The organism is Sphingomonas sp. ID0503 (assembly GCF_048565625.1).
Taxonomy (GTDB): domain Bacteria; phylum Pseudomonadota; class Alphaproteobacteria; order Sphingomonadales; family Sphingomonadaceae; genus JBLZUR01.
Genome location: NZ_JBLZUR010000002.1, coordinates 3,225,171 through 3,238,996 on the forward strand (window position 1 = coordinate 3,225,171; position 13,826 = coordinate 3,238,996).

Annotated in this window: 14 protein-coding genes and 1 pseudogene; 9 read left to right on the forward strand and 6 right to left on the reverse strand. The window is 63.8% G+C overall.

The window, feature by feature from the left end; translation table 11 throughout:
• Positions 1-3 precede the first annotated feature (3 nt).
• Together ACM608_RS16835 and ACM608_RS16840 are read right to left on the reverse strand one after the other, a co-directional pair.
• Positions 4-126 carry a hypothetical protein gene (locus ACM608_RS16835; protein ID WP_419684770.1) on the reverse strand — a complete coding sequence of 41 codons (123 nt, stop codon included), beginning with the start codon at positions 124-126 and terminating at the stop codon, positions 4-6.
• Between the two features lie 470 nt (positions 127-596).
• Complete coding sequence (locus ACM608_RS16840) at positions 597-1,751, reverse strand: DUF4238 domain-containing protein (protein ID WP_419684772.1); 1,155 nt, start codon at positions 1,749-1,751, stop codon at positions 597-599.
• A 34-nt stretch (positions 1,752-1,785) separates the two neighbouring features.
• Here ACM608_RS16840 and ACM608_RS16845 point away from each other — a divergent pair, with 34 nt between their 5' ends.
• The 7 genes from ACM608_RS16845 (at position 1,786) to ACM608_RS16875 (ending at position 9,009) form a co-directional block, all read left to right on the forward strand.
• The gene (locus tag ACM608_RS16845; RefSeq protein ID WP_419684774.1) at positions 1,786-2,739 is read left to right on the forward strand and encodes a hypothetical protein; all 954 of its coding nucleotides are present in this window, start codon (positions 1,786-1,788) and stop codon (positions 2,737-2,739) included.
• Positions 2,673-4,568, forward strand: coding sequence for a hypothetical protein (locus ACM608_RS16850; RefSeq protein WP_419684775.1), 1,896 nt, complete (start codon positions 2,673-2,675; stop codon positions 4,566-4,568). Before ACM608_RS16845 ends, ACM608_RS16850 begins: the two co-directional genes overlap by 67 nt.
• 7 nt (positions 4,569-4,575) lie before the next feature.
• Positions 4,576-5,016 (forward strand): very short patch repair endonuclease, encoded by a 441-nt coding sequence (locus ACM608_RS16855; RefSeq protein WP_419684777.1) that lies wholly within the window; start codon positions 4,576-4,578, stop codon positions 5,014-5,016.
• Positions 5,017-5,049: 33 nt separating this feature from the next.
• The gene (locus ACM608_RS16860; protein ID WP_419684780.1) at positions 5,050-5,523 is read left to right on the forward strand and encodes a hypothetical protein; all 474 of its coding nucleotides are present in this window, start codon (positions 5,050-5,052) and stop codon (positions 5,521-5,523) included.
• A 190-nt stretch (positions 5,524-5,713) separates the two neighbouring features.
• Entirely contained in the window at positions 5,714-6,304 is a 591-nt protein-coding gene (locus tag ACM608_RS16865) for a hypothetical protein (RefSeq protein WP_419684782.1), read from the forward strand.
• A gap of 5 nt (positions 6,305-6,309) precedes the next feature.
• Positions 6,310-7,608, forward strand: coding sequence for an ImmA/IrrE family metallo-endopeptidase (locus ACM608_RS16870; RefSeq protein ID WP_419684783.1), 1,299 nt, complete (start codon positions 6,310-6,312; stop codon positions 7,606-7,608).
• A 252-nt stretch (positions 7,609-7,860) separates the two neighbouring features.
• Positions 7,861-9,009: an HNH endonuclease gene (locus ACM608_RS16875; RefSeq protein ID WP_419684785.1), complete on the forward strand. Its 1,149-nt coding sequence runs from the start codon at positions 7,861-7,863 to the stop codon at positions 9,007-9,009.
• Positions 9,010-9,012: 3 nt separating this feature from the next.
• Here ACM608_RS16875 and ACM608_RS16880 read toward each other — a convergent pair whose 3' ends face one another.
• Together ACM608_RS16880 and ACM608_RS16885 are read right to left on the reverse strand one after the other, a co-directional pair.
• Positions 9,013-9,309, reverse strand: a complete 297-nt coding sequence (locus ACM608_RS16880; protein ID WP_419684787.1) for a hypothetical protein — start codon at positions 9,307-9,309, stop codon at positions 9,013-9,015.
• Complete coding sequence (locus ACM608_RS16885; protein WP_419684789.1) at positions 9,306-10,268, reverse strand: helix-turn-helix domain-containing protein; 963 nt, start codon at positions 10,266-10,268, stop codon at positions 9,306-9,308. Before ACM608_RS16885 ends, ACM608_RS16880 begins: the two co-directional genes overlap by 4 nt.
• Before the next feature lie 736 nt (positions 10,269-11,004).
• Here ACM608_RS16885 and ACM608_RS16890 point away from each other — a divergent pair.
• On the forward strand, positions 11,005-11,280 hold the full coding sequence (locus ACM608_RS16890; protein ID WP_419684791.1) for an Arm DNA-binding domain-containing protein: 276 nt from the start codon (positions 11,005-11,007) through the stop codon (positions 11,278-11,280).
• A gap of 243 nt (positions 11,281-11,523) precedes the next feature.
• A pseudogene (locus ACM608_RS16895) lies at positions 11,524-11,646 on the forward strand (IS481 family transposase); the annotation flags it as partial.
• Here ACM608_RS16895 and pdeM read toward each other — a convergent pair.
• Positions 11,609-12,331, reverse strand: coding sequence for a ligase-associated DNA damage response endonuclease PdeM (gene pdeM, locus ACM608_RS16900; protein WP_419685267.1), 723 nt, complete (start codon positions 12,329-12,331; stop codon positions 11,609-11,611). The pseudogene ACM608_RS16895 and the gene pdeM sit on opposite strands and share 38 nt — an antisense overlap.
• A gap of 183 nt (positions 12,332-12,514) precedes the next feature.
• Positions 12,515-13,759 carry a putative DNA modification/repair radical SAM protein gene (locus tag ACM608_RS16905; protein WP_419684794.1) on the reverse strand — a complete coding sequence of 415 codons (1,245 nt, stop codon included), beginning with the start codon at positions 13,757-13,759 and terminating at the stop codon, positions 12,515-12,517.
• Positions 13,760-13,826: the final 67 nt, after the last annotated feature.

A 13,826-nucleotide genomic window follows, 5' to 3' on the forward strand; every position in this document is an offset into this window, starting at 1 on the left:
ACCCTAATCTGCCTGGCGGATCGAGATTGGTTCGCCGTCGAATTCAATCTCGATAATGGCCGCGATAGCCAGCATCTCGATCTCGACTAGCAGCCGCTTTGCCAGATCACGACGACCGATATCCACTACATGCCATTTGCCGCGTGCTGCCCGCAGGAGTGTGAGGCCGCGCGTGGCCCTGAAGCTCCCCGCTCGTGAATAGATCGTGTGCAGCGTACCGCGATCCCTTGCGAGTTGCCGGGGATCACGAACCCTAATCCGCGCTTGGTGACGTTCGCCGTTCCAGACGCTAATTGGATAGTAGCGCGTGCCGGCGATGTTAAGTTTCCTAGATCGCATGGTCCTTACCGTTCCTCATGAACGGGTCCGCGCCACGGCACACGACCCCGTCCACAACATCGTTGTAGAAGAGTCAGCGGCCGCACGTCTTCGGCGGTTCAGCGACTTCCTGCCGTGGCGGAATCGCGTCTTATGGAAAGCCTATCGGCTCTCGACCTGACGCGGCCTGAAATAGCCCACTTCGAAGACGAGCTCAACCGCGGGCGTTCTGCGCTGCAAGGCTCAACGACGTCAGTTCTGGCCAGGCTGCGGTCGCCTCAGTCGCCTTCACCGCGCGCAGCGACCGCTTGGCTGATATCGCCAAGAAGATCGCAGATGGCCGACAGATCCTCGTTCATCGTGAACGAGGGATGCGAAATGAACTCCCGCTCCGCGGACTGGAGGAGGGCCGCTGAAATCCTGGTCGCGAGCATATGATCGGCGCGCAGGTAATGCGGTACGATCCGTTTCTCGCTTTCGCGATCCGCTAAGGTGACGAAGCAGGCCCGCGGCGTGAGCGGCACGACCATGCGCAAACCGTCGCCGAGATCGCCGCCCAGCCCGAACGTATCAGGCAAGACGAACAGCGGTTCCTCCGACCGCACGATCGCCCATTGATTCCACATGATCGGCCGAGCCATCCGGTCGTAGAGTTCGTTGTTCTGGTAGATGGTCTCGTACGCCTTCGAAGGCATGTCAGGGTCGTCGCCATATCCTTCGTCGGCGATCACCGGCGCGATCCCGCGCTGCATCTTTTCGATGAAATAGGGATTGCGCAGAACCTGGATCACGAGAAACCCGACAAGCGCGTCGCGCTGCGGACCATTGAGCGGGCGGGTGTCGAGAAGCATCTCGATTGGCCGCTTTGCATCGCCTTCCAGGAGCGCGAGATAGGCTTCCAGCCGATCGCTGTAGAGCTTGTGCCGAAAGCCCCATTCACCAAAGCCACGGCGAGCCGACGTCCAGCCCATCTCGCTCCTGCGCCATCGCAGGACCTTGCCGTCCACCGCCCAGTTATCGCGAATGAACCACCGTGGAATGAAGTGATTCTTGCCAACCGGCTTGACCGCGAGCTTGGCCGCGCGAGGATTCTTCTCACGTTCCGCCGCCTTTGCCGATTTGGGCTTCCAGCGCTCGTCCAGCCTGCGCTTCCAGATATGCTCATGCGCCATGTGCGCCGTGCCGGTGATGGTGAGGCCACCCTCTGCGCCAAGGCAAGCTTCGCGTTCGGCGTCACGATCGATGTCGGCGATCTCGCGCCCGCCGGTGCGCTTCTCGATGACCCGCTCTCCGAGCCAGAACTGCAGCTGCGCAAGTTCGAGCGCCATGTCCTCGCGGACGTTGATATGGAGCGGCGTCGCCTCGGGGAGCGACAGCGACATCATTTCCTGCACGATGCGATGTACAACCTCGTCCCAGATCGTGCCGAGCACCTTGATTCGGGCCTCGTCCGCGTCGGGGTACCGCTTGCGGATCGCGTCCGCGCACAGCGGAACCGGAAGCGGTTCGAATGGCAATTCCGCCGAGGGTTGCTGGTCTTGGGAAGGCTTCGTCATCGATCGATCTTGGCGGCGGGTTACGGGAGCGTCGCGGTGCAGGTTCGTCGAGATCTTCGACGACAGGACCGAGGACGCGCGGCCGGACGACGCGAAGATCGCCAACCTGTCGGAGGACACGCGGAACGCGGTCCGCTGGTTCGCGGGGCAACCCCCGCGCACCATTCCCGACTTGGGTATCATCGCGCAGCTCGACATGACCGAGCCCGGCGCGGCGGAGGTGGAGCAGCGCACGCCGCTTGGCTTCGGCGCACTGTCGCGGCATCGCATTCGCCGCCAGCTGCCGCGCGTCTTCCTCCATGAATCACGCCAGTCCACGCCGCCCGCCCAAAGCGGCGAGGTGCTGGCGGACAAGGTGGGAAGCCTCGCCGCGGCGATCGAGAACCTATCGCCCGTGCCCGTCGGCCTGCAGTTCGCGCCCAACGTGCACGAGGTGAAGCACATGCTCCGCGAGCGGCGCACGGACTTCGTCGCGGTGTCGTCGTCGGCAATCGACCCGGCTTGCTTCCTCGGGGGCTGGCTGGAGGGCGCCTACCTCTGGGACTACGAGCTGCCCTCTTATTCGCATCGCTCCGGCGACACGAACGGCTACTACCTCCTCTCGCAGGTCACCGACGCAGACCGAGAGGCCTTGGCCAAGGCCCTGGCCCGCCTCCCTGGATGCGAGGGCATCGCGCCCGGGAAGGTCAGCGACGTCCTGCTCGAGGTGGCGCGCCGCGGCATCCCGACCATCAAGGGGCTCGCCGGGGACGATGCAGGGGCGACGGGCGACCTGGGGGTGACCGCAAGGACCTTGCATTGCTGCGGCCGGACCTCGTCGTGGTGGGCGTCGAGTTCGCGGGCGGCGCACCTCGCATCAAGCTGACACCCGTGGAGGTCAAGTGCCGGCCAACGGCAACCTACGGCGCCGGCGAAGCAGTCGAGGCGCTCGACCAGGCCAAGGCGCTGTCCTCGCTGCTCGGCGCGATGGCGCCGCACGATGGTCAGCCCCGCCTGTGGGCGCTGGCCTTCCAGCACCTCGTGCTGTCGATCATCGGGTTCGGCATGCGGGTCTACAGCCAGCAGGACGACGTTCGTGGCAATTCCGGCCAGTGGGCCAGGCTGCATGAATCCATCGCGAGGGCGGTGCTCGACGGGTTCGACTGCATCGAGGTTGACCCGCGGGGGCGGCTCATCGTCGTCGACGAGTCGCACTCGAGCACGTCCCGCGACCATGATGGCGACGGGTTCGACGAGACGATCGTCGTCGGCCGCGAGGACGCGGGCAAGATCGTCGCAGGCGACCCAACGACGTTCTACGGCATGGTCCATGCCCGGCTTGGCAACTGGGACCTCATGCCATCGAGGGCCGCAGGGCAGGTGGCCGCCGAGGCGTCGCCCGCTCCAGCCGACGCAACCGCTGGCGCGGTGCCAGCCGACGTCGAGCTAGCCAGTATCGTTGCTACGGCCGACGAGTCGCCGCTGGACGCCGACGCATCAACGGCCGCGGCCGCCTCGCCGGCGCCACCCGCTGGCGGCCCGGGCGGCGGCGACGTTGTTCCAGCGGCGGTCCAGGGCGCGGGCGTCGTGCTTCAGGTTGGCCGTACCGTCGACGGGTTCAAGGCGCGGGACCTGGCGCTCAACATCTCCGACACCAGGCTGAACCAGCTGAACATGGGCGTCGTGGGCGACCTTGGCACGGGCAAGACGCAGCTCCTGAAGTCGCTGATCTGCCAGATCGCCGGCTCGGGCGAGGAGAACCGGGGTATTCGGCCGCGCTTCCTGATCTTCGACTACAAGCGCGACTACAGCAGCGAGGACTTCGTCGCCGCCACTGGGGCGCGTGTCGTCAGGCCGCACCGGCTTCCGCTCAACCTGTTCGACACGAGGACCCTCGGGGACGTCCCCACGCCATGGCTGGACCGGTTCCGGTTCTTCGCCGACGTGCTCGGCAAGATCTATCCCGGGATCGGGCCCGTCCAGCGGGACAAGCTGAAGCGCGCGGTCCGCGAGGCCTACGAGGCAGCGCCGACAGGCATGCCACCAACCTTGCGCGACGTGCACGAGGCCTACGCCACCATCCTCGACGGGAAGTCGGACTCGCCGATGGCGATCATCGACGACCTGATGGACATGGAGATCTTCGAGCCCGACCAGTCGCGCACGGTCCCGTTCGACCAATTCCTGGATGGCGTGGTGGTCATCGCGCTGGATGCACTTGGCCAGGACGACCACAGCAAGAACATGCTCGTCGCCGTCATGCTGAACATGTTCTACGAGAACATGCTGCGGACGCCAAAGCGGCCGTTCCTTCGCAGCGACCCGCAGCTGCGCGCCGTCGACTCCTACCTGCTGGTCGACGAGGCCGACAACATCATGCGGTACGAGTTCGATGTCCTTCGCAAGCTGCTGCTGCAAGGGCGCGAGTTCGGTACCGGGGTCATCCTCGCGTCGCAGTACCTGCGGCACTTCAAGGCCGGTGCCACCGACTACAGGGAGCCGCTGCTGAGCTGGTTCGTGCACAAGGTTCCCAACGTGACCGCCTCCGAGCTCTCGGCGCTGGGGCTAGCGGCAAGTGCAGGCGAGGTTGCCGAGCGGGTGAAGACCCTTGGCAACCACCAGTGCCTCTACAAGTCGTTCGACGTCGGCGGCGAGATCATCCGGGGATATCCCTTCTTCGAGCTTGTCCGGGACCGTATTGGGGGAGGCAGCTAGCGGCCTCATGGCCGACTTCCTCTCACCAGAGGCGCGATCGGAGCGCATGTCTCGCATCCGGTCCAAGGATACCTCTCCCGAGCTGGCGCTCCGGAAGGCACTGCACGCCCTCGGCCTTCGGTTTCGCATCCACGACAAGCGCCTGCCCGGGAAGCCGGACATCGTGCTGCCTAGGTTCAAGGCAGTCGTGCTCGTGCACGGCTGCTTCTGGCATCGGCACGGGGGGTGCAAGGTTGCGACGACCCCGAAGAGCAACACCCCGTTCTGGCAGGAGAAGTTCGACCGGAACGTCGAGCGCGACCGACGCAACGTTGCCGCGCTCGAGGGACTTGGCTGGAGGGTCCTCGTTGCATGGGAATGCGAGCTTGGATCGCAGCGGAAGGCCGAGGCGGTGGCGCTACAGATTGCGAGGGAGATTGGCCACAGTCCACGGAAGTTGCATGAATGACGGACGTGGCCGATCGATAGGGAGGCAGCCGCCATGTCAGTGCCGTCACCGCATCCGGAGCTGGACGATCTGGCGACCGAGATGTTCAGGCTATTCTCGCGGATCGAATATGCGTTGAAGGCGGTCGGCCTGCTCACCAAGCAGGACGGCCCGGCCGAGGCCGACTGGCCCAGCTTCGCGGACCGCATCAATGCCCACGGCCTAGCTGGCGCGCCCGCCGACGTGGTCGCCGCAGTGACCTTCATGCTCACCGAGCCACCGCGGAAACAGGCGGCGGAAAAGGGAAAGCTGGTCTGGGTTACCGGCGATCCGGGCGCGCAGTCGCAAGCGCGCTTGCTGGCCGTGTACATCTGCCGCGTGCGGAACAACCTCTTCCACGGCGGCAAGTTTGCGGGCCACTGGTTCGATCCCGAGCGCAGCAAGGCGCTGCTCGAGGCCTCGATTCTCCTCCTCCAACATTTCGTCTCGATCGACGGAGAGGTGCAGGCTGCGTTCCACGGCGCGTAAGGCGCCGATGTCGAGACGATCTGACCGAGCCTTCGCTGCGATTTCAGTCAAAGCGGTGTTTTCACCGTTTGTTGGAATGGGCGCTTTGATTGAAAAAACCACGACCTGAAGACCAAGCGCCCCAAGCTCGAAGCAGTCTCCGCTTGTTACGGAAAAATAGCCGCGACGCCCATGCCGGCTCTCAGCTTGCATGGCCTCAGTCGCTGTCGCAGATACGCGCGATGCGCAAGGAAGAACAGAGATTCGTGTTGTGAGGAGAAAGCCGCCGCTACGCGTTCACCTTCCTCGACTGAGCGAAAATGAGAAGCGTGATCTATCGCTCGACGAGCCTGACGAAGCAGCACGCACCGCGCTTGCAGGCAGGGCTCGTTACGAGGGCTACGGCAAGCATAAGCGAAATCTCCATTTGTGGAACTTGGCTGCGTTTCATGGTTACGCGCCGGACCGCACCTTCTGCGAAGACGTGGGCTTTGAGCGCCGCGATGAGCAGCGGATTCCAGTCCTCCTGCACCGTGGTATCGCGGCTGGGCTGTTTGGCGACCTTCACCGCCAAGGAGATCCCACGATGCTGTGGACGATCGACGACAATGGCTGGATCTACGAAATGCGCCAAACCAACTCCGGCCAAGCATTGTACCATGGCTACCCCATGGCACCGACGAACGCCTTGGGCCGCAAAGTGATTGCTCGCTTCGAAACCTGGATCTTCTCGTTTCCGCGAGAGGAACGGGACCCTGCACTGCTTGCGGCGTTGCGAGACGCCCAAGATCGATATAGTTGAATAAAGTGGCATTTCGCATTGACCCTCGATGGCCCAACGCGGCGCGTGGCCCGGTCCAAGACGTTGCTGACATCACGTTGTCAGCGAGCGGCCGGGTGTTCTCCCGCTTGTTTGATGGGCATGAAGGTCGGGTGCGAGATCATGTGCGCGCATCGACGATCAATCTCGCCTTCTGGTTCGCGGATCGCTGGTGGCGTCTTCGGTGGGAGCCGATTGGTGACCCGCGGTTTGTCTCGCCAGAGTGGCGGTTGCGGCACGAACTCAGTTCCGCCTCGGGAGACACATTGCTACCGCCGTTCATGATCTATGGAAGCGGCCCGAGGGTGATGGTCGCACCGATCATCGGGTCGGGCGTTGCCTGGGGCCCAATTCGCTATCTCGAAGATCGTCCAGTGACAGTGTCCGCCCAGGATTTTGAAACCGGGGTTGATGATTTCTTCCAGACCGTGCTGCGTGTGTGCGGGAATCATCCAGATGCCAATGCCTTGGACCATCTTGTCGGCCAATTGGCTCGCGAGCGGGACGACGACGAGCTAGCCGGCTGGCGACGTCTTGAGGCATGCCTTGGCTATGATCCGGACCAGGCGCCCGAGGCCGTCATCAACGCGTTGGTCGACTTCGAGGCGCGGATAGGTGAGACGGCGATCGACGAGGCTGCCGTGGCTGCCCCTGGCGAGCAGGCAGTCGAAACCCTCCAGTCTGTCGTCGCCGCAACCGAGGCGTCCGATCTTGTCGTGGATTTCTCGACGATCGACGGCTTGATCGATCCCCAGGATCTTTCTGGACGCGCACCATGGCAAGCCGCTGAAGATGCCGCGACCCACTTGCGCACCGTGCTCAATCTCGGCGCGACGGTGTCGTGGCAGGATCTTGGCGACATGTTGCGGACCCAGTGGACCGCGCTCAAGACTGCGACCGCAACAGCGCGCGGCCTGCCCTATGCTGCGATGGCCGAGGAAGACGCTCTTGGCAGGCTGGCGGTGGCAATGGGACCGCCGGTCCATCGCCGCTTCGAACTTGCCCGCATGATCGGCGATCGCATTTGGACGGGCGAGCAGAACAGCTTCGGGGTGGTCAGCCGCGCCCGAACGGATCGCCAGAAATTCCAACGAGCGTTTGCCCAAGCGTTGCTGTGCCCGCTTGAAGCGCTGCGGGAAGTTGTAGACGTCAACCAGCCCACGATTGAGGATATCGATCGTGCGGCGCGACGCTTTCTTATCGACCGCTCTGCCGTAATCGCAGTCCTGCGCAATCATGGATACCTGCCGCATGAGACCGTAGCGGATCTTCTCGAGGCTGCATGAAGCCATGCGCTCGCGCCGCAACTCGGACTGATCGCTCCACGGATGCACCTTGTTACCGAACCTGAAGTATCCCGCGACGCATTTGCCCATTGGCATGAGGCGCTAGGCGCCGGTCCCGCCGATGGCGCGACCCGCAGCATCACCGGCCACGATGTCTGGCTGCAGGCAAGGGACAGCAAGGCCGGGATCGATGCGAAGCTCGGCCTCGATGCGAATGGCCGCGAATGGTCGGTCGAGATCAACGCACCCCCGGTGGCGGGCGATCATAATCGCCTGTCCGGGATTGCGCGCGACGAGAGCGGTGGATTGCATCTGCTGCGCCAGGGCTGGTTGCGTGGTCGACGGCCATCGCCCGATATCCGCGAGCAGGAATTCACCGAGAAGACTGGGCTCGTGGCGATTCCGGTCGCAGCCACCGGAAAGGCCGCAGCACGCCGCTGGTTCCTCGTTGCAAGTCTGGACGACCCGCCCGAGAGCATTCGCCGCAGGGCGCGGTTCGTCCAACTCTGCGAAAAGGCGCGCACCGGGAAGACGCTGGCGGCAGCGACGACAAGATCGCATTCGTCACCGACCTCGACCAGTTGTTCGCCAACGTCGCGATCCTCGACGCGGTGCGCACCGAAGGTGTCGCCAGACAACGCGGCCTATCTCAGTCTCATCAAGCGCGGCACCTGCTTCCTACCCTATGCCACGCCGGACGGGATCGCCTTCGCTCCTTCGCGCTTCATTGGCTATGCCGGAAATAGTTTCGCCAGGCATGCCGCCAACGAGGCACGCGACGGGCGCCTGACCAATGGCGCGATCAATACGGTCCTCGGACACGCGCCGGTGCTCGAACCGGCTCTGGAAAACCGTTATCAGCAGTTTTGCGCGCAGCTTGGCTTTTCCCCTTCCCAGACCGGGACCTTCGGTGTCACCCGCAAGTACTGGCTCACCGCCGATATGCGTGAGCGCCTCGAGCTGTTGGCTGAGCAGGAGGTAGTCGAGGACCCAACGCTCACAGCCACCCAGAAAGAGCAGCTGATCCAGGCGCGCATTGGGCAGGGGGCATTCCGGGACGCTTTGCTCGACCATTGGCATGGCCGGTGCTGCGTCACCGACTGTGCGATCCGGCCGGTGCTCCGTGCGTCGCATATCAAGCCCTGGCGGGCATCGTCGAACAGCGAACGGCTCGATCACTTCAATGGGCTGCTGCTCGTCGCCAATGTCGATGCGCTGTTCGACCGCTTCCTCATCTCGTTCAGCGATATGGGCGAGATGCTGGTTGGACCCGATATCGACCGGGATGACCTGATCGCGCTAGGTTGCGATTCTGGTCGGCGCATCGCAGTACCCGCCGGGCATTCCTCCTATCTGGAATGGCACCGCGCAGAATTTCGCGAGCGGGGTGGCAAGGGTTGAGGCTCATCGACGCCAGCAGGCAGTGACCACCTGCCCGTCGTCGGCGATCACTGCATAGCAGGCACGGTAGCGTTCGAAGTGACGCGCTTCCTGCCCGAGATAGGAAGCGAACCGCTTCCACGCCCTCTTGGTAAAATAGCAGGTCTCTGCACCAGGGCCCGACCGTGCACGCTCGCCGAAATCGAGCAGTGCATCGACCACCGACGCGGGGATCGACCGCTGCCGGACCCGCGTCGTCGCATGGCGCGAGAGCCGGGTGCGGCGTCCCGCCGCACAGCCGCTTGCGATCGTCGCGCTCACAGCCCGATCTCCCCGATCCCGAGCGTCTCCAGCCATGCGGCATTCTTCGCGCCGAGTTCGGCTGCGCGGTCCTTCACCCAGGTCGCCCGCGCCGCGGCCTGATCGGCATCGCGCATTTCCCTGGGGATTTCGTGCAGGCCGACCCGGCCGGTGACGATCTCCTCGCCGGCCTCGGCGTCGCCACCCAAGTAGGCATGCGCCTGCTCGCGGCAGATTTCGTAGCGCGGTGGATAGCCGTCCGACCAATAGTCGAACAGTTCGGGTTCGCTGCCCGTCGGCTGGATCGCAGCGAGCCGCGCGCGCAGCTGGGCGACGAACGGGTTATCGACGCTATCGTCATAGTCGAGCGGGCGAGTGTCGACGAAGTCGTCACCCTCGTCGACCTTGTCGCCGCGCAGGTCGCGCGCCGCGATCGAGCGCTCCTCGCGCAGCTCGATTTCCTCGCCACTCCAATCGTTGAGCATCCGCTCATGGAGATGCGGGAAGCTGCCCGACATATCCGAAATCCGGCCGCGCAGCTCACGCAGGCTGGCAAGCTGTGTGGCGCGCTCTTTGAGCGTTTCGGCAGCAACCACATGGAACAGCAATGGTGCGAGTTCGATGATGTCGAGCGGCCTAATGCCATAGTGCCAGGCGACCAGATGCAGCGCATTGCGGATTTCGTGCGGCACGCGGACATTAAGTTGTGACCGGTAGGAGAACAGGCTCTCCGGTCCGCCCTCGACATCGTTGCCTGCGCTGTCATCCGCGGCCACCTCGATGGCAGTTAGCTGGTCGGGTTCGAGCCTGAAGACCTTGGCTAGCCGAGTGACGACATGTTCGGCATTGCGCGTCATGCGGCCGGTCTCAATGCGATGGAGAGTTGTCCGATCGACGCCGGCCCTGCGCGCCAGGTCGTCAAGACTGAGCTTCAATTTCTGTCGTTCGCGTTTTGCGACAATCGAGTTGATCAATGCCATCACGTCCTCCTGATGGTTGATTAATGAGCGGCAAATCGCAGCATCTCAATATGCATCTTGAGGTAATGAGCACGTATTTATAGCTAGAGATCGGCAAAAAGGGGAAAGAACCTGCACATTGTTCGCTCATTCTAGCGTTTAATAGCGGATTTTGAACGACAACAGGCGCGGCGTAGGCGCGTTCATATGCTCATCGCGCCCGCATCGAACAGGCGCCAAAAAGGAGCCCGCCCTGTCAAGCGCGCGCGTGCAGAAGGCAGCCCAAGCTGGCGGTTCCGCCTGCCAGTCCTCGAGGTTCGAGCCGGCGGCGACCTCCCGTACGGGACACGTGTGACAAATTCTGGGTCTCAAGTCGTCCAGACCTAGAATTTGTCACGGTCGAAATGTGGATCCATCGAGCACTAAACCACACGATCGTGGATGCATGCCGCGAAAGCTAAGCTGCGCAAACTCCGCGCGAGGCGCGAACAAACCGGCCTCTAAAAATCCAAATGGCAGGGGTGGGCGACGCGCACTCGAAATGGTCTGTCCAGCGTCATCCAGCCTTTTCCACGCGATCTGATTGTGCTAGCGATGTCTCCGGCGGCTTCGCAAGTCTATGACTTGACTGCGAAACCAATCGCTTAGCTGCCCAGCGAGCAAGCTCTTCTGGGCACCACCTTCTGGCGCTAAGTGCGTCCAGTAAGCGGCTGGTTTCATAGCATAAATCGACGGATGATCGCCGGCGAAATTTGCGGTGACGTCCGGCTATGACCATCAACAGGACCACCACGATTGGGGTGCCTTCGAAGGCCTCGGATCGAACCGGCTTACTGGGATGATTTCTGTGCTCACTCACATCAAGATCACGTCCGCGAAGCCCTCAGAAAAGCTCTACCGGCTTCACGACAGCCTCGGCCTGTTTCTTGCCGTCAAGCCGAACGGCTCGAAGCTCTGGCGCATGAGCTATTGCTTCCTGGGCAAGCAAAGGGAACTTCACATCGGACTTTGGCCACACAGGTCCGCATTGTAGACTGCGGATTTGTCCCGAGGAGGCGTGGGCCGAGATCGCGAACGGAATCGATCCCGCGATAGAGAAAAGCGCGTGCATCGCTGCGAGTTTGTGGCGACCATATGCGCTCACTCGACGATTATGCGGCTCTGACCGAAGACACCATCGGTGCGCCGGACATCCGGCCGTTGCTGCTCGAGTACCTATTGTGGGTGGAGGAAGGTAGCTTGCGATCCAACTTTTCCCGTTAAGGTCAGCAGGAAGTTCGCCGGTCGGCTGAAGACGCACAGCGGCCTCACGTCCTACGAGTACATCGCCAAAATCTGGACGTCAGAGCCAGACCGCTTCATCAGCAACCCGATCCACCAGATGCCGGGACTGAACACCTGGTTGCGACCTGACCGGGTCCGATCGGGAAGCGGAGCATGCGCTGGCCGACCGGCACGAGCGCGCGGGCGCGGGGACCGGCGGCGCCGCGGATCGCGGGGTCGGTGGCGTCAAGCCCGCCGGTGAGCGCGCCGAAGGAGGGCAGGATCAGCTTGGTGGCGCTGGCGATGAAGCAGCGCCGGACGATCGCCCGGCCGCGCTGGACGAGGCGCAGCTTCGGGTGGAAATGACCGGAGAGCTCGGGGCGTGGCTCGCGCGGGTCGGCCTCGTGACGGAAGAGCAGGCGGTCGACCTCTTCCTCATCCACGACGCGGCCACCGCAATGATCGGCGAGGCGGGCGGCACCGATGTCGTGGTTGCCGGTGATCCAGGTCCAGTGGGTTGCGCTGGTGAGGCGACGGAGAAGGGCCTGTGCGTCCGGGGCCAAGCGTTCGCAGCCTTGCGCGTCGTGGAAGCTGTCGCCGAGGCACCAGACCTCCCGTGCGCCGGTGGCGGCGAGGACGGCGGCGATGGCGGTCAGGACGGCGATGGAGTCATAGGGGGGAAGCATCTGGCCGGCGCGGGCGAAGAAGCTCGCCTTTTCGAGGTGCAGGTCGGCGAAGATCAGGGCTTGGCGATCGGGCCAGAACAAAGCGCCTTCGGCCGAGGCGAGGAAGTCGGTGCCTGCGAACGAAAAGGGAACCATGTGAGGGCGCATGGCGGAGAGAAGGGCGGCGATCAAGCCTCATCCTCCCTGAGCTTGCTCAGGGAGGGGGACCGCGACGCGAAGCGGCGTGGTGGAGGGGCCGGCGCGAAGACGGCGGTTACACCGCCGCCCCTCCACCGCCTTCGGCGGTCCCCCTCCCCATCTTTGATGGGGAGGATGAGGTTAGGCCGCGAACAGCTCCATTTGCTCCTGCTTGGGGCGCATTCTTGCGGCGAGGTCGGCGCGGTCTGTGAGGATCGTGGGGCGCCAGTCCTCGGTAACGATGAAGGGGCGCAGCTTGGCGATGGAAACCGTCAGGCGCGCGACGTCGTCGAGGCGGAGCTTGCGCCAGCGCCGGCTGCGGAGGACGGCGTCAACCGCCTTCACGCCAAGGCCGGGGATGCGGAGCAGCGCCTCGCGCGGGGCGCGGTTGATGTCGACCGGGAAGTGCTCGCGAAAGCGGAGCGCCCAGGCGAGCTTCGGGTCGATGTCGAGGGGCAGCATGCCGTCCGCGCCTGCTGCTGCCGCGACCTCCGTGGGCGCAAAACCGTAGAAGCGCATCAGCCAGTCTGACTGATAGAGCCGGTGCTCGCGCATCAGCGGCGGGCGCTTGAGCGGCAGGATGGCGGATGCGTCGGGGATCGGACTGAAGGCGGAATAGTAGACGCGGCGCAGGCCGAAGCGGTCGTAAAGGCGACTGGCCTTGGTGATGATGTCGCCGTCGTTCGCGGCATCCGCGCCGACGATCATCTGCGTTGACTGGCCGGCCGGCGCAAAGCTGGGGGCGGAGCGGTAGCGCTTTTTGGCGTCGGCACCGTCTTCAATGGCCGACTTCATGCCCTTCATCGCGCCTTCGATGCCGGCCGCCGATTTTTCAGGGGCGAGGCGCGCAAGGCCGGTCTCGGTAGGCAGTTCGACATTGATCGAGACGCGATCGGCGTAGAGACCCGCCTGGTGGATCAGTTCCGGATCGGCATCGGGAATGGTCTTGAGGTGAATGTAGCCGCGAAAATCGTGATCTTCGCGGAGCGCGCGGGCGACCTCGACCATCTGCTCCATCGTGTAGTTGGAGGAGCGGATGATGCCGGAGGAGAGGAACAGCCCCTCAATATAGTTGCGCCGGTAAAAGGCGAGGGTGAGCTGCACCACCTCCTCCGCCGTAAAGCGGGCGCGGCGGACGTTCGAGCTCTTGCGGTTGATGCAGTAATGGCAGTCGAAAATGCAGCTGTTGGTCAGCAGAATCTTCAGCAGCGAGATGCAGCGCCCGTCAGGCGCATAGGCGTGGCAGATGCCCATGCCCTCGGTCGAGCCGATGCCCTTGCCGCCGCTGCTGTCACGCTTCTTCGTGCCGGACGAGGCGCAGGACGCATCGTATTTCGCGGCGTCGGCAAGGATCGCGAGCTTCTGCCGGGTGTCGAGCTGCGCCATGCGTTCGATATATGTTCGCGGGTTGCGCCTGTCCAGTTGTGGCCGCATCCTGCTGCTTGAAAAACAG